This window comes from Ottowia thiooxydans DSM 14619 (genome assembly GCF_000422885.1).
Classification (GTDB): Bacteria; Pseudomonadota; Gammaproteobacteria; order Burkholderiales; family Burkholderiaceae_C; genus Ottowia; species Ottowia thiooxydans.
This window is the reverse complement of the sequence record NZ_AUGX01000056.1, coordinates 1-25018: the sequence shown is the minus strand read 5'-3', so window position 1 is coordinate 25018 and position 25018 is coordinate 1. Positions and strand designations below refer to the sequence as shown.

Annotated in this window: 23 protein-coding genes and 3 tRNA genes; 9 read left to right on the top strand and 17 right to left on the bottom strand. The window is 59.1% G+C overall.

Features of this window, described 5'->3' with window-relative positions; translation table 11 throughout:
- The 11 genes from G518_RS38760 to trpE form a co-directional block, all read right to left on the bottom strand.
- The coding region (locus G518_RS38760; protein ID WP_211231765.1) for a GTP-binding protein at nt 1–368 on the bottom strand (368 nt) is incomplete at its 3' end.
- A gap of 68 nt (nt 369–436) precedes the next feature.
- Nucleotides 437–511, bottom strand: a tRNA-Thr gene (locus G518_RS0124785).
- A gap of 28 nt (nt 512–539) precedes the next feature.
- Nucleotides 540–613 (bottom strand) — tRNA-Gly (locus G518_RS0124780).
- Nucleotides 614–751: 138 nt separating this feature from the next.
- Nucleotides 752–837, bottom strand: a tRNA-Tyr gene (locus tag G518_RS0124775).
- A 16-nt stretch (nt 838–853) separates the two neighbouring features.
- Entirely contained in the window at nt 854–1687 is an 834-nt protein-coding gene (locus G518_RS36810; RefSeq protein WP_051237373.1) for a uracil-DNA glycosylase, read from the bottom strand.
- Nucleotides 1687–2487, bottom strand: coding sequence for an indole-3-glycerol phosphate synthase TrpC (gene trpC, locus G518_RS0124765; RefSeq protein WP_028604807.1), 801 nt, complete (start codon nt 2485–2487; stop codon nt 1687–1689). The genes G518_RS36810 and trpC overlap by 1 nt, the downstream gene beginning before the upstream one ends.
- A gap of 152 nt (nt 2488–2639) precedes the next feature.
- Nucleotides 2640–3668 (bottom strand): anthranilate phosphoribosyltransferase, encoded by a 1029-nt coding sequence (gene trpD, locus G518_RS0124755; RefSeq protein ID WP_028604806.1) that lies wholly within the window; start codon nt 3666–3668, stop codon nt 2640–2642.
- Nucleotides 3669–3751: 83 nt separating this feature from the next.
- Nucleotides 3752–4324: an anthranilate synthase component II gene (locus tag G518_RS0124750; RefSeq protein ID WP_028604805.1), complete on the bottom strand. Its 573-nt coding sequence runs from the start codon at nt 4322–4324 to the stop codon at nt 3752–3754.
- A gap of 386 nt (nt 4325–4710) precedes the next feature.
- Nucleotides 4711–5862, bottom strand: a complete 1152-nt coding sequence (locus G518_RS0124740; protein ID WP_036595995.1) for an iron-containing alcohol dehydrogenase — start codon at nt 5860–5862, stop codon at nt 4711–4713.
- Nucleotides 5863–6542: 680 nt separating this feature from the next.
- Nucleotides 6543–6911: a chorismate mutase gene (locus G518_RS0124735; RefSeq protein ID WP_028604803.1), complete on the bottom strand. Its 369-nt coding sequence runs from the start codon at nt 6909–6911 to the stop codon at nt 6543–6545.
- Nucleotides 6908–8407, bottom strand: a complete 1500-nt coding sequence (gene trpE, locus G518_RS0124730) for an anthranilate synthase component I (RefSeq protein WP_028604802.1) — start codon at nt 8405–8407, stop codon at nt 6908–6910. The genes G518_RS0124735 and trpE overlap by 4 nt, the downstream gene beginning before the upstream one ends.
- Nucleotides 8408–8755: 348 nt before the next feature.
- Here trpE and G518_RS0124725 point away from each other — a divergent pair, with 348 nt between their 5' ends.
- A complete protein-coding gene (locus G518_RS0124725; protein ID WP_028604801.1) occupies nt 8756–9580 on the top strand; it encodes a transglutaminase-like domain-containing protein in 825 nt (274 codons plus the stop codon).
- Between the two features lie 56 nt (nt 9581–9636).
- Here the strand turns inward: G518_RS0124725 and G518_RS0124720 are convergent, their stop codons facing one another.
- The gene (locus tag G518_RS0124720) at nt 9637–10587 is read right to left on the bottom strand and encodes a M14 family metallopeptidase (RefSeq protein WP_051237372.1); all 951 of its coding nucleotides are present in this window, start codon (nt 10585–10587) and stop codon (nt 9637–9639) included.
- A 54-nt stretch (nt 10588–10641) separates the two neighbouring features.
- Entirely contained in the window at nt 10642–11385 is a 744-nt protein-coding gene (locus tag G518_RS0124715) for a phosphoglycolate phosphatase (RefSeq protein ID WP_156909537.1), read from the bottom strand.
- 280 nt (nt 11386–11665) lie between these two features.
- On the opposite strand from G518_RS0124715, the gene G518_RS36805 reads away from it, so the two are divergent.
- The gene (locus G518_RS36805) at nt 11666–14239 is read left to right on the top strand and encodes a heavy metal translocating P-type ATPase (RefSeq protein ID WP_051237371.1); all 2574 of its coding nucleotides are present in this window, start codon (nt 11666–11668) and stop codon (nt 14237–14239) included.
- Between the two features lie 298 nt (nt 14240–14537).
- Nucleotides 14538–14732: a heavy-metal-associated domain-containing protein gene (locus tag G518_RS0124705; RefSeq protein WP_028604798.1), complete on the top strand. Its 195-nt coding sequence runs from the start codon at nt 14538–14540 to the stop codon at nt 14730–14732.
- Between the two features lie 96 nt (nt 14733–14828).
- Here the strand turns inward: G518_RS0124705 and G518_RS0124700 are convergent, their stop codons facing one another.
- Together G518_RS0124700 and G518_RS36800 are read right to left on the bottom strand one after the other, a co-directional pair.
- Complete coding sequence (locus G518_RS0124700; protein ID WP_051237370.1) at nt 14829–15824, bottom strand: Bug family tripartite tricarboxylate transporter substrate binding protein; 996 nt, start codon at nt 15822–15824, stop codon at nt 14829–14831.
- Nucleotides 15825–15856: 32 nt separating this feature from the next.
- Nucleotides 15857–16579, bottom strand: a complete 723-nt coding sequence (locus G518_RS36800) for an RraA family protein (protein WP_036595992.1) — start codon at nt 16577–16579, stop codon at nt 15857–15859.
- A gap of 119 nt (nt 16580–16698) precedes the next feature.
- On the opposite strand from G518_RS36800, the gene G518_RS0124690 reads away from it, so the two are divergent.
- Complete coding sequence (locus tag G518_RS0124690; RefSeq protein WP_036595990.1) at nt 16699–17601, top strand: LysR substrate-binding domain-containing protein; 903 nt, start codon at nt 16699–16701, stop codon at nt 17599–17601.
- Nucleotides 17602–17613: 12 nt separating this feature from the next.
- Here G518_RS0124690 and G518_RS36795 read toward each other — a convergent pair whose 3' ends face one another.
- Entirely contained in the window at nt 17614–18105 is a 492-nt protein-coding gene (locus G518_RS36795; protein WP_051237369.1) for a cupin domain-containing protein, read from the bottom strand.
- Nucleotides 18106–18266: 161 nt separating this feature from the next.
- Here G518_RS36795 and G518_RS0124680 point away from each other — a divergent pair, with 161 nt between their 5' ends.
- A complete protein-coding gene (locus G518_RS0124680; protein WP_028604795.1) occupies nt 18267–18704 on the top strand; it encodes a DsrE family protein in 438 nt (145 codons plus the stop codon).
- Between the two features lie 100 nt (nt 18705–18804).
- Here the strand turns inward: G518_RS0124680 and rpe are convergent, their stop codons facing one another.
- The gene (gene rpe / locus G518_RS0124675) at nt 18805–19488 is read right to left on the bottom strand and encodes a ribulose-phosphate 3-epimerase (protein ID WP_028604794.1); all 684 of its coding nucleotides are present in this window, start codon (nt 19486–19488) and stop codon (nt 18805–18807) included.
- Between the two features lie 49 nt (nt 19489–19537).
- On the opposite strand from rpe, the gene apaG reads away from it, so the two are divergent.
- The 4 genes from apaG to G518_RS0124655 all read left to right on the top strand — a co-directional run bounded on the left by apaG (nt 19538) and on the right by G518_RS0124655 (nt 24716).
- Nucleotides 19538–19933: a Co2+/Mg2+ efflux protein ApaG gene (gene apaG, locus G518_RS0124670; protein WP_028604793.1), complete on the top strand. Its 396-nt coding sequence runs from the start codon at nt 19538–19540 to the stop codon at nt 19931–19933.
- Between the two features lie 14 nt (nt 19934–19947).
- Nucleotides 19948–21999 carry a site-specific recombinase gene (locus tag G518_RS36790; protein ID WP_051237368.1) on the top strand — a complete coding sequence of 684 codons (2052 nt, stop codon included), beginning with the start codon at nt 19948–19950 and terminating at the stop codon, nt 21997–21999.
- 246 nt (nt 22000–22245) lie between these two features.
- Nucleotides 22246–23511 (top strand): cation:proton antiporter, encoded by a 1266-nt coding sequence (locus G518_RS0124660; protein ID WP_028604792.1) that lies wholly within the window; start codon nt 22246–22248, stop codon nt 23509–23511.
- Nucleotides 23508–24716, top strand: coding sequence for a YbdK family carboxylate-amine ligase (locus G518_RS0124655; RefSeq protein ID WP_084652250.1), 1209 nt, complete (start codon nt 23508–23510; stop codon nt 24714–24716). Before G518_RS0124660 ends, G518_RS0124655 begins: the two co-directional genes overlap by 4 nt.
- Nucleotides 24717–25018 lie beyond the last annotated feature (302 nt).

Below are 25018 nucleotides of genomic sequence, written 5' to 3'. Positions count from 1 at the left end.
GACAGCAAGATGTGCTCACGCGTTTGGGGCATAGGGCCGTCAGCGGCCGAGCACACCAAGATAGCGCCGTCCATCTGGGCAGCGCCGGTAATCATGTTCTTAACGTAGTCAGCGTGACCGGGGCAGTCCACGTGAGCGTAGTGGCGGTTAGCCGTTTCGTACTCAACGTGCGCAGTGTTGATCGTAATGCCGCGCGCTTTTTCTTCTGGCGCTGCATCAATCTGGTCATACGCTTTGGCTTCGCCGCCAAATTTACGAGCCAACACGGTCGCAATCGCGGCCGTCAGGGTCGTCTTACCATGGTCAACGTGACCAATGGTGCCCACGTTTACGTGCGGCTTGGTGCGCTCAAACTTAGCTTTTCCCATTTCTTCGACTCCGAAAAAATAAACCGAACATCAAAAACGATAGCCGGACGCACATGCCACGGCAAACCTGGTGCCCTTGGCGGGAATCGGACCCGCGACCTCTCCCTTACCAAGGGAGTGCTCTACCACTGAGCCACAAGGGCAAATTCACTTCAACCAACCCAAGCCAACTGGAGCGGGAGACGGGAATCGAACCCGCACCATTAGCTTGGAAGGCTAAGGTTCTACCATTGAACTACTCCCGCAAAGATCCCACAAGGCAACTACGTGCACCTTGCGCGAGATAACTTTGCTCGGAAAAAGCTTCCCAAACGCTCGCGTCTCAAGCCCATAAGGGCCTTCGACTTTAGTCGGCCGGCAAGCCGGCTTAACTCATATTTCGCTGGTGGAGAGGGCTGGATTCGAACCAGCGTACTCGTAAGAGGGCAGATTTACAGTCTGCTGCCATTAACCACTCGGCCACCTCTCCGGCGAAGAACCTATGATTATGCCACCAGTTTGTGACGTTTGCCAATATTTTCTTCATCACCGAGCCAATCGATGATCGGCAGCCCGTGTGAGGCCAGAAAATCATTGGCGCGTTTGAAGTGTCCACACCCCATAAATGGCACTGGAGGGCGCAATGCGGACAGGGGCGAAGGATGGTTGGCCATTAGCCACAAATGCCCTTTTAGCCCACTATCTTGCGCTTCTTGCCCAAGCTCGCCTTCTGGCGCTTTAGCTTGCGCGTGTGCGCCCCACAGCAGGAATGCAAGTGGTCGATCGCTTTCTACCAACTGATTAAAAATGGCTGTTGTCAGCGTTTGCCAGCCCAGGCGAGCGTGGCTTGCGGGCTGGCCATCTTCCACCGTGAGACAGGTATTGAGCAGGAGTACGCCCTGGCGTGCCCAGTGCTCCAGTAGACCCTCAGCCTTGGGGGAGCGGCCGTACTCCAGCGCCAGCTCTTTGTGAATGTTGCGCAGGCTGGGGGGAAGCTTGATGCCGGGGGCGACATCAAATGCCAGGCCATTAGCCTGCCCTGCTCCGTGGTAGGGGTCCTGGCCAAGAATAACCACGTGCACAGCTTCAGGCGGTGTGAGCGTGAGTGCGCGCAAGGGTTGCGGAGGATAAATGCAGGCATCTGCCGCTATGCGCTCGCGCAGGAATTCATCCAAGCGCCGGCCGGCATCACTTTGCAAGAAATCATTGACCACCGGGCGCCAACCGGAGGCGATTTGTTCAATGCCGATGGGCCACTCGCGCAAGCGCTCTACGCCAGCTTGCGCTTCGCTAAAGAGAGACAGCGATTCAGACGAACGCTCGCGTGCAGGGGGTGCCATTAGCGGAACAGATCGGCCAGTGCTTCGCCCGGTTCCGGAGCCCGCATGAAGGCCTCTCCCACCAGGAAGGCATGTACGCCTGCTTCGCGCAGGCGCTCGACATCAGCACGGGTAGAAATCCCGCTCTCGGTCACCAACAGGCGATCAGATGGGACCTCGGCGAGCATGCCCAACGTGGTGTCCAGCGAAACTTCGAATGTGCGCAGGTTGCGGTTGTTGATGCCCACCAAAGGGGTTTTCAGCTTCAACGCGCGTTGCAATTCCGGCTGATCATGAACTTCCACGAGCACTGCCATATCGAGGCTGTGAGCGATAGATTCCAGCTCAGCCATCTGCTCATCGCCAAGGCACGCGGCGATCAGAAGAATGCAGTCTGCCCCCATGGCGCGCGCTTCATAGACCTGATAGGGGTCGATCATGAAATCCTTGCGCAGCACTGGAAGGGTGCAACTGGCGCGCGCCTGCTTCAGGTAATCAATGCTGCCCTGAAAAAACTGCCGGTCTGTCAGCACAGAAAGGCAAGCCGCACTGGTCTCACCATCACCGAAGGCGTAGCTTTGGGCGATATCGGCAGGAATGAAATCCTCACGAATCACGCCCTTGCTGGGGCTTGCTTTCTTGATCTCCGCAATGACGGCGGCCTGACCTGCGGCCTGCTTGGCCCTGAGGAAACCAATGAAATCACGGGTGAGCACACGGCTTTCTGCGTCTTCGCGCATCGCGGCGAGCGACTTCGTCTTCAGGCCCGCAGCGACTTCCTCACGCTTGACGGCGACGATCTGGTTCAGGATGTCACTCATTTGTCAGTAGCTTTCTGCGCCGGCTCTGCACCGGCGCCTTGATGTTCAAAAAATCTCAGAGTCCAGGAAGGTGCGAACGAGTCCGAAGTGTCCGGAAGGGCCGTCAAAAACTGCCCGATCAAGGCAGGCATGAGAGATTCGTTCACACCTTCTCAGGCAGCCATCTTGAGGCTGTACGCCGCCAAGCTATCCAGCTTGGCGCGAGCAGCGCCGGAATCAATGGCTTCGCGTGCACGCGTCACGCCGTCTTTCATGGTGGGCACCACGCCAGCCGCATACAGCGCCACGCCTGCGTTCAGCAGCACGATGTCGCGAGGGGCGCCGATATCACCATCCAGCACGCCCTTGAGCATGGCCATGGACTGTTCTGGTGTTTCCACTTTCAACGCTCGGTTGCTCACCATCGGCAAGCCGAAATCCTCAGGGTGAATCTCGTATTCGCTGATTTCCCCATTCTTCAGTTCACCCACGACCGTGGCGGCGCCAAGGCTCACTTCATCCATGCCATCACGGCCATAAACGACTACCGCGTGCTCAGCACCCAGGCGCTGCAAGGCTCGGACCTGAATACCGACGAGATCAGGGTGAAACACGCCCATAAGAATATTGGGAGCGCCAGCCGGGTTGGTGAGGGGGCCGAGGATGTTGAAGAAAGTTTTAACGCCCATCTCCTTGCGGACGGGCGCGACATTCTTCATGGCCGGATGATGATTGGGGGCGAACATGAAGCCCATGCCAGTCTCCGCAATACATTGGGCAATGTGCTCTGGCTTGAGGTTGATGTTGACGCCCAATGCTTCCAGGACATCAGCGCTGCCAGATTTACTGGATACGCTGCGCCCACCGTGCTTGGCGCAACGAGCACCACCAGCCGCGGCCACAAACATGGAGCAGGTGCTGATGTTGAAGGTGTGCGAACCATCGCCACCGGTGCCCACAATGTCAATCAGGTGTGTGGGATCCTGTACGTGCACCTTGGTGGACAGCTCGCGCATCACCTGCGCAGCGGCGGTGATCTCGCCAATGGTTTCTTTCTTGACGCGCAGGCCGGTGGTAATGGCTGCGATCATGAGGGGAGAAATCTCCCCCTTCATGATCAGCCGCATCAGATGCAGCATTTCGTCATGGAAGATTTCGCGGTGTTCTATGGTGCGCTGGAGCGCTTCCTGAGCGGTGATCATTCTTTTTCTCGATTCGACTTGGTAAGAGTGCCTAACGGCCGACCTGTGGTCTGCCCGCGCGTTTTACTTGATGAAGACAACCATCAGGTCGCCCGCACGAGAAAGTTCTTCAGCATGGCGTGGCCATGCTCCGTGAGGATGCTTTCAGGGTGAAACTGCACGCCCTCTATATCCAGTGACTGGTGCCTGACGCCCATGATTTCGCCGTCGTCTGTCCACGCGGTGATCTCCAGCTCTTTGGGAACCGTGCTGCGCTCAATAGAAAGCGAGTGGTAGCGGTTGACTGTGAATTTCTCAGGCAAACCTGCAAACACGCCCTTCTGTGTGGTGGTGATGACGCTGGTTTTGCCGTGCATCAGCTCCTGGGCGCGAATGATCTTGCCGCCAAAAGCGGCGCCGATGGCTTGGTGGCCAAGGCACACACCGAGGATGGGCAGCTTGCCAGCGAAGTGCTGAATGGCTGCCACCGAGATGCCTGCCTCCGCCGGAGAACAAGGGCCGGGCGAGATCACCAGGCGATCAGGGTTGCGGGCAGCTATACCCTCAAGCGTGATTTCATCGTTGCGAAACACCTCGACATCAGCTCCCAACTCGCCAAAGTACTGGACGATGTTGTAGGTAAAGCTGTCGTAGTTGTCGACCATGAGGAGCCTCATAGATCCACCTTTTTGATTTCAGGAAAATTGAATGGGATCACGGCGCTGGCGTGACTCAATTGACGAACGGCGTGCGCATGCCAGCCTCCACTTCCAGGGGAAAGGCAAACTACCAGATGTGATGGGATCAAGGGCATTGGACATCCTCCATGAGGTTGGAGCCGCCGTGCCGGAAAGTCTCTGACCTTGCCCACCGGTACGGCGACAAGGTTGCGGTCTGCACCGCAGCGACATGCCGCTTCCTATTGGAAGCGCCACCACTGAAGTGTGTTGATCGAGGAAATGGGGGTCATAAAAAGAGCCACGAGCCATTCTACACGGCCCGTTTGCCCTTATAGCGCGCTCCGCCTGGGCATCCGCGCAGACGAACGGCTCAGACCAAAGACTCAATAGGCAGCCCGGTAAATAGCGAGGGCGTCTGCTTCCGTCACGTCTTTTGGATTATTCATGAGCAGGCGCTGCTGAAGCATGGCGTCTGCGGCGAGGCGCTCCAGCATGCTCTCAGGTACCTTGTGGTCTCGAAGGCGCATGGGCAAAGCGGTTTGCGCCACCAGCGATTCGATGCGGGCGATAAAGGCCGCAGCCCTCGCCTCGACACTGCCACTGGCCCCGGGCATGACAATTTCTGCTAATTCTGCGTAGTGCGGCGCGGCTGCCTCCGCATTGAAGCGGAGGACCTGACCAAGTACGAGTGCGTTGCTCAGACCATGCGGGATATGGAAATGGCCACCCAGGGGATACGCCAGCGCGTGCACCGCGGCGACAGGCGAGTTAGCGAAAGCCTGGCCGGCGAGCATGGATCCGAGCAGCATGTTCTCTCGTGCCCGGAGATCGTCCCCGTGCTTTACGGCGGTCAGCAGATTGCTGGAAAGTAGCGCAAGCGCTCTCGTAGCCGCATGATCAGAAAGCGGGTTTTTCTTATGCCTGCTGGTGTAGGCCTCGATTGCGTGCACCATGGCATCTATGCCGGTGGCGGCGGTCACTGCGGGAGGCAGGCCGGTGGTGAGGGTCGCATCAAGGATGACCATGTCCGCGTACAACTGGCTTGCCACAATGCCGCTCTTGGTCGTTTCACCGGTTGTGACGATGGAAATGGGCGTGACTTCAGAACCGGTGCCGGCAGTGGTGGGGATCTGTATGAGCGGCAGGCGAGCGCCTTGGACCTGATCGATCCCGTACATTGATTCCAAAGCTTGGGAAGAGTCTGCCAAAACCGCCACGAGTTTGGCGACATCCATTGAAGAACCGCCTCCAAACCCCAGTACCACCTGAGCCCCAAACGCCCGCGCCTTCTCTGCCGCAGCCCGGACCACGTGATCAGGCGGGTCAGCCTGAACCTCGTCGTAGACCATGACCTCCCAGCCGGCCTCTTGCAAAGACTTAAGGCCTGGAGCGATCAGCCCACTGGTGACCAGGAATCTGTCCGTCACGAGCATGACGCGGCCCGGGCGAAAGCGCTGAGCCAGAAGTTGCCCCAGTTGCGCGTTGGCGCCGGCCTGGACAGATATTTGCGGAACAGTCTGGAATGTATATGGCATCTGCAAACGATGTGAAGAGTTCAGTATCGAACGCGATGATCGCCGGTCAGGGCACTCGCGTCCAGCGCAAATATGACAGAAATGGCTCTGCGGTAGATATGTGAGCAGGGGGATCCGCAAAGAGCGCGTTGGCAGAGCTGCTGGAGCGAGCTTTGTTGTTCCTTCCTACATAAGAACCCTGATAACGCGCTGGTTTCTCATGTCGATATGAATAAATGAGCCTGTTCGTTTCAGGTGAACGTCTCTGATCTTGCGGAGGGGCACACATCATGGACACGCCGTTTGCCCTCACCGGTTGGCCGGCCCCGCCCTACCCTCTCCCGCCTGCGGGAGAGGGAGTAAAGCCCATCGCGCGCGACTGACGGTTTCAGGGCCCGGCGTAGCGATGGCCCGAATGGGTATCCCACCCCTCTGGCCGCGCTGAGAAGCGCAAGGCGAGGGGCGGGATTGCCTTTCTTTGGCAAGCGAAGAGCAGAAGATAACTAAGCAACCGCAGCGCTTCAATCGACCGCTGCTTGCCCCCATCCCCACCTTCCCCCAGAGGGGGAAGGAGTAACCCCGCTCGCAGGCTTGGGTTCTGGGGCTCACGTTGGCAGGGGCGCCGGCATCAGTCTCTCCCGCAGGCGGGAGAGGGAGTAAAGCCACTCCTGCGTCGGTCTCTCAAGGCCAACGCTCGGCACTCATCCGGCCGGAACACTCAGCGGCTGGCACTCCGCTTTTTCGTCTTTTTGCCCTTCGGCGCGCAAACGCGCGAACTCGCGGTGCTCATAGGTGATGTAGGCTTCCATCATGCCGCGGTAGATGGCCTCGATCACATCGGGTTGCCCGCCTTCAGCTTCCGCGCGCGAACGCACCCGGCGCACAATGGCTTCGATGCGGGCTTCATCCCGCACCAATGCCGCGCGCGGTTTGTTGATGGCGGCTTGCGTCATATAGCCGCCACGTTCCACCAGCAGCGGCACCAGAATGTCATCCAGGGCATCCACCTGTGCGCGCACCTCAGTCATGCTGGCGCAGGCTTTGGTTCGATCAATTGCCCGGATGGTCATTCAAGCCCTTCTTCCACGAGTTCTGCAGCACGCATCAGCGCTCTCGCTTTGTGCTCCGTCTCTCTCCATTCCATTTCAGGGACGGAATCTGCCACCACGCCGGCAGCCGCCTGTACGTGCAACTGCTGATCTTTGACGATGGCGGTACGGATGGCAATGGCCACATCCATGTCCCCGGCATAGCTGATGTAGCCACAGGCACCGCCGTAGATTCCGCGCTTGATGGGCTCCAGTTGATCGATCAACTCCATGGCATGCACCTTGGGAGCGCCCGTGAGGGTGCCCGCTGGGAAGGTGGCTTTGAGCACGTCCATGCTGGTCATGCCGTCTTTAAGAATGCCTTCGACGTTGCTGACGATGTGCATCACGTGGCTATAGCGCTCGACAGCAAATGCCTCCGTGACCTTGACGCTACCGGTCTTGGCAATACGGCCAATGTCATTGCGCGCGAGGTCGATCAGCATCACGTGTTCGGCACGCTCCTTGGGATCGTTTACCAGTTCGTGCTCTGTGGCTTTGTCGATCTCAGGCGTAGCACCACGCGGACGCGTGCCGGCCAGCGGACGGATGGTGATCTTCTGGCCTTCCGGCGTGTTTTCCTGGCGCACCAGGATTTCAGGGCTGGCGCTAACTACGTGGAAATCGCCAAAGTCGTAATAGATCATGTACGGCGATGGGTTCAACGAACGCAAAGCGCGGTACAAAGAAAGGGGTGATTCTGTGTAGCGTTTGCTGATGCGCTGCCCCACCTGCACCTGCATGAAATCGCCCGCCGCGATGAGACCTTTGGCTTTTTCCACGGCTTCGATGTAATCAGCCTTGGCGAAGCTTCTTTCAGCAGGATGGTTTTGCGACGGCTTGACCACCGGTGCGCTCACTGAATATTTCAGTTGCTCGCGCAGGTTTTTCAGGCGCTTTTTGGCACGGGTGTAGGCCTCAGGTTGGGCTGGGTCTGCATAAACGATGAGATACAGCTTGCCTGACAGGTTGTCGATTACGGCCAATTCCTCGCAATGCATCAACAGGATGTCAGGTGTACCCAAGGTGTCTGGGGGACAGGTGTTTTCGAGTTTTTTCTCGATGTAGCGCACCGTGTCGTAGCCGAAGTAGCCCACCAAGCCACCGCAGAAACGCGGCAGGCCGGGACGCAGCGCGACCTTGAAACGCTTGTGATACGCCTCCACGGCATCCAGGGGATTGCCTTCCAGGGTTTCGACCACCTGGCCATCAGTGACCACTTCAGTGCGCGCCTGCGCACCAAAGCCGCTGGCCCGAACAATCGTGCGGGCGGGCAGGCCAATGAAGCTGTAGCGGCCAAAGCGTTCGCCACCGATGACGGATTCGAGCAAAAACGTGTATTTGCTGGCGCCTTGGCCACAGGCCAGCTTCAAATACAGTGAAAGCGGGGTTTCCAGATCTGCGAAAGCCTCCGCCATCAATGGAATGCGGTTGTAGCCTTGCGAAGTCAGGCTTTTGAATTCAAGTTCTGTTATCACGGGTCGAGCCTCCAAGCTCAGTGGCAGCGTGTTCTGCCGCTCATTCTTACCTTGACGCCTGGCATGTGTACCAGATGCGCCACCTTGCGCCCGTTGCAGGCGCGATTCGACAAGTCAGCGTGCTGGCTTACGCCAGGGCCACGCCCCCTGGACAACACTGCCCAGTGGTGAAACGACATTGCGGTGAATGAACATAACCCCTAGTTTAGCAAAGCGGCGCGCACGCCCCTCTGACACGCATTCAAGCTCTTCTCCTGCATCTGCCTCAGAACGATAGGTATCTAATGCATGAAGGCTCAATAGCTTGTTTCCCCCTCTTTATGTTTTCTCCACCAGGTCAGCTTCCACATGCACATCCAGATCGGCTACCACATTGAACTCAAGGTCAATGCGCCCACCATGTTGCTGGGTGCGCTCAATGTGCATCCCTCGCGTCAGCATGATCTACTCGCCCCCGAGGTTCTTCGGACCGAGCCAGCGCTGCCCATAGAGCAATATCGAGACCCTTTCGACAATGTGATCACTCGTATCAACGTTCCGGCCGGCACGCCCAGCATCCGCATTTCCAATAGTGCGGTTGTTCGTGATAGCGGGGAGCTAGATACCGTCAATTTGCAGGCACGGCAGCTTGAGCTGAACGAACTCCCCGCAGAAACACTACAGTTTTTGCTACCTAGCCGCTACTGCGAAGTGGATAGCGAACTGCTGGGATTTGCCTGGAACCAGTTCGGCTCCTCTCCGCCTGGATGGGAGCGTGTGCGCGCGATCTGCACTTACGTACACCAGCACATCCGATTCGACTACCAGCAGGCCCGTGCCAACCGCTCTGCCCTCGAAGGCTGGAGGGAGCGCGTGGGCGTTTGCAGGGACTTCTCACATCTGGCCATCACTTTCTGCCGAGCCATGAATATCCCCGCGCGCTACACGACGGGGTATATGGGCGACATAGGGATTCCTTCAACGGGGACGATGGATTTCAGCGCCTGGTTCCAGGTCTACCTGGGTGACAGGTGGTACACCTTCGATGCTCGACACAACAGAACCCGCATCGGGCGCATCGTGATGGCCATGGGCCGCGATGCCGCAGATGTTCCGATCACCATGGTGTTTGGTCAAAACACACTCTCGCGGTTTGCGGTGACCTCGGACGAGTTGCCGGAAGTGCAGATCTAGGAGTCTGCGCGGCTGGGCCCTGCCAAAGATCAGCGCCAGGGAACAGCAGGCCTACTTCAACTCGGCTCTGCCAGATAGAACCACTCCTGGCCTACATCGGCCTCAGGATGGGGGAACAGCACGCTGCCGTCGTACGGTGCTCTTAGCTCACTCCCATCGGCACGGCGGGCAATCAGATCCCCCGCCTTCACCACATCGAAGCTGTGCCAATCACCGGCCAACTCGTCCGCCAAAGACTCACGCAGGAAAACGTCTTTGAGCCGGGCCGCCCTCCCAGCAAAGCGGGAAGGCGCCGGAACGTCGGCCATGCCAAGCAGTGCCAGTGCGCCCCGAATGGCTCTCTCCGCCACCCTGATGGCCGCCGGATCCTCGTGCTGGCCGCATTCGATGGTGACGGCGTAGCCGCCCTGGCTGCGCATGTATTCGTTGGTGCCTATACCTTCGTCATCCTGGGTATCACCACGCGCATGGGCAGCGCTGTCATACACATCCAACCAGCCTTCCACCACTTGATTGACGCCTAATGCTCGGGCCAACTCCCCCTCCTCCTGCGCACGCTTGAATGGCTCCCGGGTACCCTGGTTGTTGCGGGGGCCGACCATAGCGAAAGGATCACCCGGGGTGTGGAAGGAGTGCAGATCGAGCAGGGCATCGTGCGTGGCGAGCAACGGCGCCAACTGACGCGTGATGCGATCTTCGTAATCCTGCGGCTCGGCACGTGGCACGAAGCGGCGATTGAGGTTGCGCTCGCCTTCACGGGTATTGGTGCCGAAAGCGAGAGGGTTGGCAATGGGCACCAGCGTCAGGCGCCCCCGCCGCAGCAGCAGGCGCCCGTGCTGCAGATCATCAATGGCACGAACGATGGCGTGCGCGCCGCAGGTTTCATTGCCATGCACCGCACCTAGTATCACTAGCGAGGGACCAGGCGTCAGCGATGCCCACGTGTGCCACTGCAGCACCTGAGGGTTTGCCGCTGCGCGCCTGATCAGCTCATTTCCGCCATCCATAGATCACATTGCCCTTTAGATTTCTGCCTTAGAGGCTGTTCAACGTCGCTTTGACTATTTTGCATCCAGCCACGCCACGATGTCTGCTAATGAATTCACGAAGCCATCGGCATCCACCGCTTGAATGGGTTCGCCATGGTTGTAGCCGTATGTGGTCAATACCACCGGGCAACCGGCGGCGCGCGCAGCTTGAGCATCATTGGCGGAGTCGCCAATCATCAAGGTTTGGTGCGGCGCAACAGCCAAAGCCTTGCAGGTTTCGATGAGCGGCAATGGATCGGGTTTTTTGCGAGCGAAGCTATCGCCACCGAAAACGTAGCTGAAATAGCCTGAAAGCCCTTTGGCTTCCAACAACGGAATCGCAAAGTCTCGAGGTTTGTTGGTCAAGCAAGCCAGTGGATAGCCCCTTGCTTTCAAGGCTGCCAGACCTTCCTGCGCTCCGGGGAACACCGTGCTGTGCTGCCCGTTGATGCGCAGATAGCTCGCCTGGTAGTGGCGCCACGCAGCAGGCATGAGCTCTTCCACCGCCGCGCTATCGAGAATATTGGCGCCTGAGGTACTGCTTTCCAGTACCGTTTTGATCAGATGTTCAGAACCCTTGCCCACCCACCGGCCTATATCCGCCGCGCTCACTGGGGGCCGCTTCAGTTCGGCCAACATGGAATTCAGCGCGACCTCGAAATCACCGAGCGTGTCGATCAGGGTGCCGTCAAGATCAACGATACAGGCTCTGATGTCTTGATGGAATGTTGGAATAAATCCCTGCGGCGTCAAAGACAAGTTAACTACCTTTTTCATGCAAAACAATAGTTAACTTACCACAAGGAAGGCGGGTTCATGGGCGAGGCGCCTGCGATGGTGGGCGCTCAAATACCACCGCATCGGCCAGAGGCTAGATGCTCCACACCAGAATCCTGAGTCGGTTTTGCAGACGCCTCTCTGCAGCGCCGCTGAGCGCACCTGATCTCCCTTTTGGCCGGCGAACCTCACTGTTTCAAATAGAAACAATTACAACGCTTGACCTTCACACGATGTCAATCTTTAAGATTTGCCTCAACAGTATTCAAAAGGTCGTTTCATGGCTTCCGTTACCTCCCAAAAAGGCGTCAGTTCATCCAGTTCTCCGGCCAATCGCCTGAGCCTTCCCGTGGAGGGCATGACCTGCGCATCGTGCGTCGGCCGTGTTGAGCGCGCACTGAAAGCGGTCCCCGGCGTACAGGTGGCGGCGGTCAATCTCGCCACCGAGCGCGCTGACATCACATTCACCGGCTCGGCCGATCCGCAGGCGGCCGTACGCGCTATCGAAGGCGCCGGCTACACCGTGCGCGAGGAGGCGATGGAGCTGGCGATCGAAGACATGACTTGCGCGTCGTGTGTGGGCCGGGTGGAAAAGGCGCTCGCGCAAGTTCCAGGCGTGATTGAAGCCAATGTCAACCTGGCGACTGAGCGCGCCAGGGTGCGCTACCTTGCAGGCGTCGTTTCCACGGCCGAGCTTGAAGCCGCGGTGGAACGAGCAGGGTATAAGTCCCGCCGCTTGTCCGCTGAAACGGCTAGTGCCGATGACCTGGAGACCGAGCGCCGCGAGAGCGCTGCGCGGGCGCTACGCCGCTCCTTCTTCATTTCAGCTGCACTCACCTTGCCGGTCTTCGTGCTGGAGATGGGCTCGCACCTGATTCCAGCCATGCACCATTGGGTGATGAGGGTCCTGGGTGAGCAGACCAACTGGTATGTGCAGTTCGTGCTGGCCACGCTTGTGCTGTTCGGCCCAGGCTTGCGCTTCTTCCGGCAGGGCGTACCGGCCTTGCTGCGCGGAGCGCCCGATATGAACTCGCTGGTCTCGGTTGGCACGGCGGCGGCTTACGGCTATTCGGTGGTCGCCACTTTCCTTCCCGAAGTGCTGCCGCCAGGCACTGCCAACGTCTATTTCGAAGCCGCCGTGGTGATCGTGACCTTGATCCTGCTCGGGCGCGTGCTGGAGGCGCGCGCCAAAGGGCGGACGTCGCAGGCCATCAAACGGCTTGTCGGTCTTCAGGCCAAGACTGCGCGCGTTGAGCGCAACGGCGCCACCGTCGAAATTCCGCTGGATCAGGTGACAACCGGTGACATCGTGCTGGTTCGGCCGGGGGAGAAGATCGCAGTCGATGGCGAGGTCGTCGAAGGCGCTTCGTATGTCGACGAAAGCATGATTACTGGCGAACCGGTACCCGTGTCAAAGGCGGTGGGCGCCGAAGTCGTCGGCGGCACGATCAACAAGACGGGCGCCTTCAGTTTCCGCGTTACGAAGATCGGCGCGAACACCGTACTGGCGCAGATCATTCGTCTGGTTGAGCAAGCACAGGGCTCCAAGCTGCCGATCCAGGCGTTGGTCGACAAGGTGACCATGTGGTTCGTCCCGGCGGTGATGGCAGCGGCTGTGCTGACTTTTCTGGTCTGGCTGATCTTTGGCCCGGACCCGGCGCTGACTTTCGCGTTGGTCAATGCGGTCGCGGTTCTTATCATTGCCTGCCCCTGCGCCATGGGACTGGCCACACCGACCTCGATCATGGTCGGCACGGGCCGCGCAGCCGAACTGGGTATTCTTTTTCGCAAGGGTGAAGCCTTGCAGGCGCTGCGCGATGTGAGCATTGTCGCTCTCGACAAGACTGGCACACTGACCAAAGGGCGGCCCGAGCTGACAGACCTGGTTCCTGCAGACGGCTTCGAATATGACGAGGTTCTTGCGCTTGTTGCTGCAGTGGAGACCCGTTCTGAACACCCTATTGCAGAGGCGATTGTTGCCGCCGCCAAGCTGCGTGGCATCAGCCTCGCACCCATCGAAAGCTTCGACGCCACACCAGGCTTCGGTGTGTCCGCCCAAATCGCCGGCCGAACCGTTGCGGTTGGCGCAGACCGACTCATGAAGCAGCTCGGTCTGAACATAACGCAGTTTCTACCTGCCGCACAGCGCCTGGGCGCCGAAGGGAAAAGCCCGCTTTATGCCGCTATTGACGGCCGCCTGGCAGCGGTGATTGCGGTCGCCGACCCGATCAAGGAGACCACACCTGAGGCGATCAAGGCGCTGCACGCTCTCGGCCTCAGGGTCGCGATGATCACCGGCGACAACGCTGCGACAGCCGCAGCCATCGCCAAGCAGCTTGGCATCGATGAAGTTGCCGCAGAGGTGTTGCCGGACGGCAAGGTCGCGGCTCTGAAGAAATTCCGCAGCCATGGGGCGCGAGTGGCCTTCGTGGGTGACGGCATCAACGACGCGCCAGCACTCGCTGAAGCGGATGTGGGGCTCGCCATTGGCACAGGGACCGATGTCGCCATCGAAGCGGCTGATGTCGTGCTGATGTCAGGCGACTTGCGTGGTGTGCCCAATGCCATTGCACTCAGCCAGGCAACGATCCGAAACATCAAACAGAACCTGTTCTGGGCTTTTGCTTACAACGCTGTGCTGATCCCGGTTGCGGCCGGGGCGCTTTACCCGCTGAACGGCACTCTGCTTTCACCCATCTTCGCCGCGGCAGCGATGGCGCTTTCCAGCATTTTTGTGCTTGGCAACGCGCTAAGGCTGAAGCGCTTTCGTGCGCCCATGGCTGTCGATGCGAGTACCGGAACAGGTGCAAGCGCGGCCGCATTGCCCAAAGCAAGCCTGGCGAATGAACATTGATTGCGGGCCTAAGCGTTACTTGGCTGAACCACGCTGTCAAAGCCCGCGTTATTGATTCGGTTCTAGGGAGTTTGAATTTCGTTCGCCCAGAGAAAGGGCTACGCCCTTCGACAAGCTCAAAAAAGCCGTTCACGCCTGTCGAAGAGTTGTGCAAGGTTTCGACAAGCTCAACCCGAACGGTATCTTTGTTTCAACGCCACTCGCCACTTGACCGAAACCGTAGAACCTCAGCCCGAATGGCTAATACATCAGCCTGCCGGGTCAATAGTTAATCATATCAATCAACCAGGAAATCAAGATGCACCGTTTCTACATTCCCAATATGACCTGCGGCGGTTGCGCCAAGTCTGTGACCAAGGCGCTGCAGAGCGTCGACCCGCAAGCCCCAATCGAGATCGACACGCCTTCGCGCGAGGTTCGGATCGAGAGCGCTCTCGATGAGAGCGCCTTCCTCACGGCGCTCAGCAAGGCCGGATACCCGGACAAGCAATGAAGGTGTGAATGAATCCGGGGTGCCCGAAAGGGCCTTCAAAAGGGACCAGAACAGAACACCCGGTTGATCGCTGCCAGACCAAACCGGGGGAGACAGTTACTCCGCCTTGATCTGCTGATCCGCAATGATTTTTGTCCAGCGGCGTAGATCAGCCTGCAGGAACGTGCCAAATTCTGCCGGCGTACCGCCCACGAACTCTGCTCCTTCGCCGTTAATTGCTTTCACGAACTCGGGCTCTTTCGCCAACGCCAGAATTTCCTTGTTCAATCGTTCAATGACAGCAGGTGGCGTCTTGGCTGGAGCCACCACGCCGAACCAGGTACCTGTCACCAGATCCACGCCCTGCTCCTTAAAGGTAGGAACGCCGGGCATCAGTGATGAAGGTTTCGCGGAACCGATGGCCAGAATTTTCAGCTTGCCGGAAGCCACATGAGGACGTACGGGCAAGATAGAGGGGAAAAGCATGTCGGTTTCTCCCATCAGCGTAGAAAGCACCGCGGGGCCGCCGCCTTTGTACGGCACGTTCAAAAATTTGGTGCCTGTCATTTGCTGGAACAGCTCAGATACCAAATGCGGGGTCGACCCGTTTCCGTACGTCGCTGTAGTGAGCTTGCCCGGTGCATCCTTAGCGGCTTGAACCAATTCCGCCAAGTTGGTGGCCTTGAACTTAGGGCTGACCGCCAACACCACGGGAGAGTTGGCCAATAGCGCCACGGGGGCGAAATCCTTATCAATCCGGTAACCCACCGACGGATAAAGCCCCGTTGCCGCAGTGAAGGACGAACTGGCCATGAGCAGGGTGTACCCATCTGGTGCAGATCGCGCGACCGCCACACTACCGATCGTGGTGCCTGCGCCAGGGCGGTTGTCGATCACGAAGGGCTGACCCAGACGCCGCGAGAGGTGCTCACCCATCAAACGCGCCAAGGTATCAACACCTCCCGAAGGAGTGAATGGCACGATAAGCCGGATAGGCCGGTTCGGGTAGTCCGATTGCGCTAGAGCAGCGCCGGACGGAATGAGCACCAGAGGAAGCAGCAAGCCTCCCAACGCGGTGCGTGTGGAGCGGAGCAGTGCCCGAGCTGTGAACATAGCGGATTCCTTTGCGATTCGAGTGGCTGCCTTCATTCGGTTTTAGGAAAATCGGCGATATGCACGCCCGCATCGATGGCTTGGCACTTGATGTCTTCTGCGCTGGCAATTTTTTGCGCCATGGCCAGTACCTCGGCGGCCCGGGCAATGGGCACAAAGCAGACGCCTGTGTCGTCTGCATAGACGAGATCACCGCAGACCACCCGGACACCCGCTATATCTACGTCGCCGTTGATCTCCATGGTCTCTATGCGCCATTTGCCTGTACGTGGGGTGATTTCAGAGGCCCAGACCGGATAGTCCACTGAACGCGAATGCGCCACATCGCGGATACCGCCCATGATGATGGCGCCTACTTCACCGTGGCGTTTACCGGTTTGCGCGGAAATCCCACCCATGTTGGACACGCCTGCGACGCCCTGGATGACCAACACATCACCAGGCTGCGCCAGGTTGTGCGCTTCGAACTCGGCCATGCGGTTGGTGGCGTTTTTGGCGCCCTCGTACTCATTGCCTTGCTGCACCGCGTTACGGACGGTCAGCGCCGTACCCACGATTGACTTCCCGCCAATCGTGGGTTTGAGCACAGAGGCTCCGACCACGCCAGGAATACCTAGCCTATCCATCACATCCGAGAGAACCCCGCTCGCATCCTGGAGTGCCCGGTAACCCGCCAGAAGCTGCGCGGGTGCGCGAGGTACGCTCATGTGCCGAATGCGGGATTTGTCTATCTTGCCAGTAAGCCGAATGTCCATCGAATGTCTCCAAAAACCTGAGTTCGGGTGAATTCTGTCGATTCCCTGCAAGCGGCTCAAGCGACTAAAATTCTGCATCGATTGAGTAAAAGTCAATCTAACCTTGGATCTGCACCCTGATGAGCTTGCCACCGCTGAATGCCATCCGCGTTTTTGAAGCCATTGGCCGTACGGGCAGCGTGAAAGCGGCGGCCGAGGAATTGTTCGTCACTCCCGGCGCGGCCAGCCGGCAGCTGGCCAAGCTGGAAGAAAGCCTGGAGGTGGCACTTTTCAAGCGTTCTCATAGGCAGATCACACTGACACCGGCTGGCCTGCGGTATTTCGAGACCGTTAGCGACTTGCTGGTTCAACTCTCGGACGTCACGGAGGAAATCAGGACATCCAAGGGCCGCCGGCCTCTTCACATCTGGTGTCCGATGACCTTCGGCCAACGCTGGTTGGTGCCACGCCTGCAGGCTTTTCGCGCGCAGCACCCGGACCGGGTGGTGATTTTCACCACCTCCCTAGGCCCCATTGATCGCCACTCAACCACCACCGATGTGGCCATACGCATTGGCCGCGGCTCATGGCCGGGCTGCGTGAGCCACCGGTTAATGCCGATCCAGCTCACCCCTGTATGCAGCCCAGCACTCGTGGAGCAGGTGGGGCCGTTTCTCACGCCGCGTGACCTGCTGCGCACTACCCTGCTGCAATCGTCTGCGCGGCCGGGGTATTGGCGCATCTGGCTCGATGCCGCTGATGCCAAGAACCTGGATCCTGACCGGGGCATTACCTTTGAAAGCGTGAGCCTGGCCTATCAGATGGCCATTTCAGGAGCGGGGGTTGCCATGGGACAGCTTGTGCTGGTGGCAGATGATCTGCGAGCCAAGCGTTTGGCAGCCCCATTCCCACTGGTGGCGGACTCGATGGACGCCTTCTATCTCATTTATCCCAATCGCCTGGCGCAGGATCCGTTCGTCTGCCAGTTCCGGGATTGGGTGTTGGAAGAAGCGTCCGAGAACAAACTCCCCCCACCGTTGTGAGACCAGAACGGGTTAAACGCCCTCTGCAACCTTGCATTCGGCACGCACGACGCCGGCGAGATTCATGCCCTCGATGCGGATCAGACGTGTGCTCATGACACGGCTGGGACTATGCACAACGCCTTCGTTGTAGACGTGAACGTCACCAGGGCGCATGAGGTAGCTTCGCGTTTCGCGCACCTGGCCGGGCGCCACGAACGCGTAATCGCGCATCAGAGTTTCGCCAGCGGCCTGACCGTAGATGGCCCATGACGGGCCGTGGTCGTGCGGACCGCTGTCCTTCGCTCCAGCGTATTCGTGGGCCACGATGCAAAAGCCAAGTGTTGGATCCTCGTAAAGCACCTTGCGAGCACCCACCTCGGTGGCGAACTGGGCAGCGATAAACGCCTGGTCTCCCAGGGCGGACTTGAGAAGGCCGGCCACCTGCTCTCGGGAGGCGGGGGCGTTTTCGCGCGCCAGGATTTCGCGGATCTGGGTCGCAAGCAGCTCGAGGGTCATCATCATGGCTCCATTGGTTTTGTATGGAATTTCGACTTGAGCATAGCAGCGTCACCAGGGTTCGAACGGCAAGACACCGCCGCTCCCTCCCTGGGGCGGCCGGCGACGCGCGCGCGCCCGCTGTGGTAGCGTTGCACCTTGCAATGATGACCAAGGAGATGGGAATGATGAAATCGATTCGCCGCTGGCTGGGGGCTGCTGCCCTGGCACTGACCGCACTGACGGTGTCTGGCCACGCGCTGGCACAGGACAAGGTGGTTTACCACATCGATAACGCCGAAATGCAGGCCACCAAAGGGCTACGCAACATCCGAAATCACCTGGATGTGTCACCCAAGACCAAGATCACGGTCGTGACGCACGCCGAAGGAGTCGATTTCCTGATGGAAGGCGCGAAGGACAAGAAGAACCCGAACATCGACTACGCTTCACTGGTGAGTGCTTTGAAGGCGCGCGGGGTGACGTTCGAAGTATGCGAAATTACGCTCAGAAATCGTGATCTGAAGAAAGATCAGTTCAACATGGATGCCGAGTTCACACCATCAGGGGTTGTGCGCATCGCCGAGCTGCAGACGCGCGAGCGCTACGCTTATATCAAGCCCTAGCCCTGGGGAGGCGGTGTTCATAAGGAGTATGCACCGCCTTAGTGCATGCGTTCCCAGCCGGCCCTGCTGCCTGCTGGCGCAGGCCGGTTAAAGCCAAGCTTTATTTGCGCAGTTCTTCGCGCATGGCGCTGATTACGCTCGCATAGTCCTTTTGGCCAAAAATGGCGCTGCCAGCTACAAAAGTGTCTGCGCCAGCATCGGCCACCTGACGAATGTTGGCGGCCTTGATACCCCCATCAACCTCCAGACGGATATCTTTGCCTGAAGCGATGATGCGCTTACGGACGGCCTCCACTTTGCGCAAGGCACTGTCTATGAACGCCTGGCCACCGAAACCGGGGTTGACGCTCATGATCAGGATCAGGTCAATGTCCTCGATCAGCCAATCCAGCACATCCAGCGGTGCAGCGGGGTTGAATACCAATCCGGCCTGGCAACCGGCGGCCTTGATAGCCTGAACGCTGCGGTGCGGGTGCGCGCTGGCATCAGGGTGGAAGCTGATCAGATCAGCCCCGGCCTGAGCAAAAGCTTGCGCCAAGGCATCCACCGGCTGCACCATCATGTGCACATCCATGGGTACCGGCTGACCGTCTGCACGCACGGCGTGAGGCTTGATGGCCTGGCAAATCATGGGGCCGAAGGTCAGATTCGGCACATAGTGGTTGTCCATGACATCGAAGTGGATCCAGTCCGCGCCAGCGGCGATGACATTCTTAACCTCCTCCCCCAGGCGGGCGAAATCGGCGGAGAGAATGGACGGGGCGATGCGGTAGGTCGTGCTCATGGGGTGAGATTGTCGCAGCTACGGCAGCCGCACAGTTACCATATGGACTATGCCCAAATATCAGTTCACCGTGGAGGTGGAGCCGCAATACCTGCCCGATCAATCAGAGCCGGCGAGCGAGGTGTATGGTTTTTCATACACCATTACCGTACACAACACCGGCGAAGTTCCGGCGCAACTGATCTCCCGCCACTGGATCATCAACGATGCGCGCGGCCATACCGAAGAAGTGCGTGGCCTGGGCGTAGTGGGTCAGCAACCCCTGCTCAAGCCCGGCGAAGCCTTTCAGTACACCAGCGGTTGCCGCCTGCGCACAGCCAACGGCACCATGCACGGCAGCTACTTCTGCGTGGCCGCCGACGGTGAGCGCTTTGAAGTCGAGGTACCGCTTTTTGTACTGGATGCAGCGACTGGCGGAAACGCCGGTCCCCGCGTACTCCACTAAACCCACCCCATCCCATGGCAAGCTCTCAGCTCGAGCTGATTCAAATTCTGCGCGCGCTCGATCCAGAGGCGCCGTTGCCGAAACGGCATTTGTGGCTGATAGAGCTGCTGGACTGGGTGCGCGGTGAGTCTGAAGATCCTCAGGCCGCCGTGGCACGGGTGCGCTCGATGCTGGACGCCGCCGAGGTGCGCCCAGAGTGGCTCAAGCTCTGGCATCGCTGGTGGACAAAATTTCTCTCCTCCACCGACGCCACTCCGCTGTTGGCAGATCTGGGTTTCGCTCCACGAGCCGCATTTGTGAGCGAGCTCATCAACCGGTTGCGCCGCAAGGTGCTGCCCGCGACCCCGGAGACCACCGATCTGGGAGAGTTGTTCGATCTTTTACTCCCTAGCGAATTCGATGCCCGCTGGTTGCGTGCGCTGGATGCCGATACGCTGCGACGCCTGCGCTCACTTCTATTTAGAGCCGATTCCGAAGGCCAAACAACCGGTGCTGATTACGCTCAGCGCGTGCTGCTGGATGCACTGACCTATTCCCTTGGGCAAATCAATGCCATAGGGCTGTCTCCGGACATTCGCACCCGCATGTCGCCAGAAGCCATGCAGGCGCGAGCTTTCCACTCACTGCCCACGACGTTCGAGCGGGTGCGCATGGCGGTGATCGAACACGGGCGGGAAAGCGCGCCATCACTGGTGGCAATAGCCCAGTTGCGCGAACAACTCGACGCTTGCCGTAACGCAGCCTTTTCGGTGTACGCACATTTACAGGAACACGGAATTTCTGTGCACATCGAGTTCCAGCTCCGGCAGCTTCGCCAACGCATCATTCGCGTGAAGGCGCTGCTGCTGTGTCTGGAAACAGACGCTCCGGCATTGGCAACGGCACAGCTACTTTCTCATTTGGTGCGCGTGAATCGCGACAGCCGCAGTTTGCGTTCGCTTATGCGCACCAGCACAGAGTTGCTGGCCGCCAAAGTGACTGAACGCAATGCCGAGACCGGGGAACACTACATCACCCGCACCGCCGGGGACTACGTTCGCATGTTGCGCAATGCGGCAGGCGGCGGGTTTGTGCTGGCTTTCACAACCTGGTTCAAGTTGCTGATCGTATCCCTCAGTCTTTCTGCCTTTTGGGGCGGTTTGATGGCCGGTGCGAACTACGCGCTGTCTTTCGTCATCATCATGCTGCTGCATTGGACAGTGGCAACCAAGCAGCCGGCGATGACTGCACCGGCCATGGCGGCCAAGCTCAAAAACATGGACGCGCCGGGTGCGGTCGACAACTTCGTTTCCGAGGTGGTGTATCTGCTGCGATCGCAGTTTGCCGCGATCATGGGCAATGTGGGAATGGTCATTCCGATGGCGATGCTCATTACCCTGGGTATGCACCACATGGGCTGGGATGGCGTGCTCGACATCAAGCACTCCCAGCAGATCCTGACCGACCATCACATGCTTGGCCCCACCGTGCTGTTTGCAGCCGCGACCGGCTTACTGCTGTTTGCCTCCAGCGTGATCGCCGGCTGGGTTGAAAACTGGTTCGTGTTCAGCCGGCTTGATTCCGTCATTGCCTATCACCCCCGCAGCACACGGGCACTGGGTGCGGAGAGGGCTGAGCGGTGGGGGCGCTATTGGCGGACCAACATTTCCAGCTACACCGCCAATATATCGCTAGGGCTGCTGCTGGGGCTGGTGCCACCGATCTTGCACTTTTTCGGCATTGGTTTTGAAGTGCGCCACGTAACCCTGGTATCTGGGCAAGTGGCGGCGGCTGGCGTGGAACTGGGTGCAGGAATACTGCATCAATCCGCGTTCTGGTGGGCGGTAGGTGGCATGGTGATCACAGGACTCATGAACCTGGCCTCCAGCTTCTACTTCGCCTTCCGTCTGGCCATGACGGCGCATAACATCACGGGCTTGAACCGTCGTCGTCTGTACCGTGCGTTGATTCAGCGCATGCTCCGTGAGCCACTTTCATTCCTGCTGCCGGTGCGGGTAAAACATACAGTAACACCTCCCGAGGAAATCCCTGTGGAGCAGGACCGGGGCGAGCGCGTTAGTATGTAGGCATTGGTCTTCTGCCACTGGGCAGGAGACTGTTTGTACCTGCCCCTTTTGAATGGGTCTGCTTCTCCCCCGTAAACCAGGGAGGCACTCACCCCATAGCTCACCCGAACGCGGGAGAGGGCATCAACCATCAGATGATGGGGAGCAGGCCGTTATCGGGCCACTGCAACGCAGATGGGGCCCGCCCGCTGGCGCTTTTTTCCCTTTACGGGGGACACCCTGGCGCCTCTAACGAGGGAGCAATATTTGACCGAAAATCTTCCGGCCGTCTGGGCCAATTGGACTCATCCGTCGCCGGGCCTCCCGGTACTTGAATGGGCGCTGGTCTTAGCAGTAGCAGCCCTGGTTGGTCATCTTGCACAACGCTATGCGCGGATACCCAAGATCGTGGGCTATGCAGCCGTGGGTGCTATCACGGGGATGGCAGGATTTACAGGAGCCGCATGGCCCTTGCAAGGGATTGGTTTATTCCTGCTGGAACTGGGCATTGCGGTAGTACTCTTCGAAGCCGGCGCGCGGCTGCCGCTCCGCTGGTTTCGCCACAACCCCATGGTTCTTGTGCAAAGCGCCGCGGAATCTCTGCTGACTTTTGTCGCGGCTTTCGCTGCATTGCGCTGGCTTGGGCTTGACGTACCCGTGGTACGCGCCCTGGCGGTGATCGCCGTGGCGGCGTCCCCTGCAGTATTGATGCGCGTGGTGTCTGATCTACGCGCCTCCGGCCCGGTGACCGATCGAGCGATCGCGCTGACCACACTCAACACGCTGTATGCGCTGACCATAGGCACCGCCATGCTGCGCTCGATCGACCGCGCAGACGCCACACTGGTTGCCTCCATGGCCGCTTCCGCCTCGGTGCTGGGTGTTTCACTGCTGATTGGCGCGGTACTCGCCGGGCTACTTACCGCAGCGCTTCGCTTCATGAACCCGACCAGCGAAGACACCACCATTGTCACACTGGCGCTCATAGTGGCCTGCGCCGCACTGGCGCCGCCCTTTGGTGGCTCCGCACCGCTAGTGGCCTTGCTGGGCGGGATTCTGCTCAAACAAATCCACCCGCGACCCTGGGTCTGGCCGCGCCAGTTGGGCACTGCCGCATCCATGCTGACCATACTCATGTTCGTTTTGGTCTCCTCCATGGCGGCGCAAGCAGATTGGACGATTGGCATCACATGGGCCACGCTGGTGCTGATCGTGGTGCGCGCGCTGGCAAAAATGATCAGCCTGGGGGCCACGGGCTTGGGCACCGGCATTTCCCTGAAGAAATCCCTTTGGGTGAGCGGCGCCTTGGTCCCCATGTCATCCGTAGCTCTATTGCTCACGTCGCAGTTTGTTGCCGCTTCCCACACCATCGGCTCGCAAGTGGCGAATATCGCCCTGCCGGTGATCCTGGTCACTGAATTGCTGGGCGCAGTTCTGGTGACGGCCGTGCTTTATCGCGCAGGCGAAGCCGGCAAACCACGGCCTGAAGCAGATCTGCCGGCAGGTGATCGTTCTGGAGGAAATGCATCATGAGCGCACCTGTCAACTCTTCATCTGTCATCACGCAAGAGCAGATTCCACAGGACATTCCATTGCGAGCCGAAAGCTCTCCCTCAAGTCTAGGGGTCTTCTCGCAATCCAAGCCGCTGACCTTGGGCGTGGAATTGGAGCTGCAACTCGTCAACACGCATGACTACGATCTGACGCCTTACGCGGAGGACATGTTGCGCCTGATGAGCAAGATAGATCTGCCTGGCAGCGTAGTGCCGGAGATGACCTCCGGCATGATCGAAATCTCCACCGACGTTTGCAACACATGGGACGAAGCACTTGATCAGCTCTCGAAAATTCGAGATGCCTTGGTCAAGTGTGCGGACAAGCTGAATATTGCAGTGGTGGGCGGTGGCACACACCCATTTCAACAGTGGCACCAGCGGCGCATCTACGACAAGCCGCGCTTTCATGAGCTCTCGGCCCTGTACGGCTATCTGACCAAGCAGTTCACCATTTTTGGCCAGCACGTGCATGTGGGTTGCCCCGATGCTGATTCCGCTTTGTACACGCTGCACTGCATGTCGCGCTACATCCCGCACTTCATCGCGCTGGCGGCTTCCAGCCCGTATGTGCAGGGGCATGACACCGCATTTGATTCAGCAAGGCTCAATTCGGTGTTCGCTTTTCCGCTCTCCGGACGGGCGCCTTGCATCCTGACCTGGACCGAGTTCGAAGCCTATTTTGACAAGATGACCCGTACCGGCGTGGTCAAAAGCATGAAGGACTTCTACTGGGACATCCGCCCCAAGCCCGAGTACGGCACCATCGAGGTGCGGGTGTTCGACACCCCTTTGACCGTGGAGCGAGCCGCCGCGTTGGCCGGTTACGTGCAATGCCTGGCGGCCTGGTTTCAAGCGGAGCGGCCCTTCACGCCCACGGAAGACGACTACCTGGTCTATAGCTACAACCGCTTCCAGGCCTGCCGCTTTGGACTCGATGCCGTGTATGTGGATCCGCCCACGGGTGACCATCTCCCGCTGCGCGAGCACATCATGGCAACCATGGACCAGCTGGCTCCCTATGCTGAGAAATGCGGGGCGACTCAAGCACTTTCCATGCTGAGATCAGAGGTGAACGACAACCGCAACGACGCCCGCTGGCTGCGCGAGCGGCAGAGCCAGGAGCGCCTGCTGGGAGAAGTGATACGCCAGGCCGCACAGCGCTTCAGGGGGCAGAAAACCTAGGAGGCTGTCGGACTTGGAGCGCCGATAGCGAAAATGGGCCCCAGCGAGGACAGTTTTCACGGGATTTGCAGGCCCATAGCCTAGCTATAGGTCAAAAAGACCGTGAAAAATGGACCGCTGCGGCCCATTTGCAGCCGGCGATTTCCAAGTCCGACAGCCTCCTAGGGCTTGCTGAATATTGAACGATATGGGCTGGCATCGGTCATAAGGTTTCAGCCCTCCTTCAATCGTTTGGCGCGAGAATGGCATTAGGAGCCCGTCCAAAGGCTCTAAGAGCCTGTTCCAAGTTTCCTCGCGGTCCT

Coding starts and splice junctions, on each gene's coding strand:
- G518_RS36810 (WP_051237373.1), bottom strand. CDS start 1,687: ATGGCACCCCCTGCACGCGAGCGTTCGTCTGAATCGCTGTCTCTCTTT.
- trpC (WP_028604807.1), bottom strand. CDS start 2,487: ATGAGTGACATCCTGAACCAGATCGTCGCCGTCAAGCGTGAGGAAGTC.
- trpD (WP_028604806.1), bottom strand. CDS start 3,668: ATGATCACCGCTCAGGAAGCGCTCCAGCGCACCATAGAACACCGCGAA.
- G518_RS0124750 (WP_028604805.1), bottom strand. CDS start 4,324: ATGAGGCTCCTCATGGTCGACAACTACGACAGCTTTACCTACAACATC.
- G518_RS0124740 (WP_036595995.1), bottom strand. CDS start 5,862: ATGCCATATACATTCCAGACTGTTCCGCAAATATCTGTCCAGGCCGGC.
- G518_RS0124735 (WP_028604803.1), bottom strand. CDS start 6,911: ATGACCATCCGGGCAATTGATCGAACCAAAGCCTGCGCCAGCATGACT.
- G518_RS0124725 (WP_028604801.1), top strand. CDS start 8,756: ATGCACATCCAGATCGGCTACCACATTGAACTCAAGGTCAATGCGCCC.
- G518_RS0124720 (WP_051237372.1), bottom strand. CDS start 10,587: ATGGATGGCGGAAATGAGCTGATCAGGCGCGCAGCGGCAAACCCTCAG.
- G518_RS0124715 (WP_156909537.1), bottom strand. CDS start 11,385: ATGAAAAAGGTAGTTAACTTGTCTTTGACGCCGCAGGGATTTATTCCA.
- G518_RS36805 (WP_051237371.1), top strand. CDS start 11,666: ATGGCTTCCGTTACCTCCCAAAAAGGCGTCAGTTCATCCAGTTCTCCG.
- G518_RS0124705 (WP_028604798.1), top strand. CDS start 14,538: ATGCACCGTTTCTACATTCCCAATATGACCTGCGGCGGTTGCGCCAAG.
- G518_RS0124700 (WP_051237370.1), bottom strand. CDS start 15,824: ATGTTCACAGCTCGGGCACTGCTCCGCTCCACACGCACCGCGTTGGGA.
- G518_RS36800 (WP_036595992.1), bottom strand. CDS start 16,579: ATGGACATTCGGCTTACTGGCAAGATAGACAAATCCCGCATTCGGCAC.
- G518_RS0124690 (WP_036595990.1), top strand. CDS start 16,699: ATGAGCTTGCCACCGCTGAATGCCATCCGCGTTTTTGAAGCCATTGGC.
- G518_RS36795 (WP_051237369.1), bottom strand. CDS start 18,105: ATGATGATGACCCTCGAGCTGCTTGCGACCCAGATCCGCGAAATCCTG.
- G518_RS0124680 (WP_028604795.1), top strand. CDS start 18,267: ATGAAATCGATTCGCCGCTGGCTGGGGGCTGCTGCCCTGGCACTGACC.
- rpe (WP_028604794.1), bottom strand. CDS start 19,488: ATGAGCACGACCTACCGCATCGCCCCGTCCATTCTCTCCGCCGATTTC.
- apaG (WP_028604793.1), top strand. CDS start 19,538: ATGCCCAAATATCAGTTCACCGTGGAGGTGGAGCCGCAATACCTGCCC.
- G518_RS36790 (WP_051237368.1), top strand. CDS start 19,948: ATGGCAAGCTCTCAGCTCGAGCTGATTCAAATTCTGCGCGCGCTCGAT.
- G518_RS0124655 (WP_084652250.1), top strand. CDS start 23,508: ATGAGCGCACCTGTCAACTCTTCATCTGTCATCACGCAAGAGCAGATT.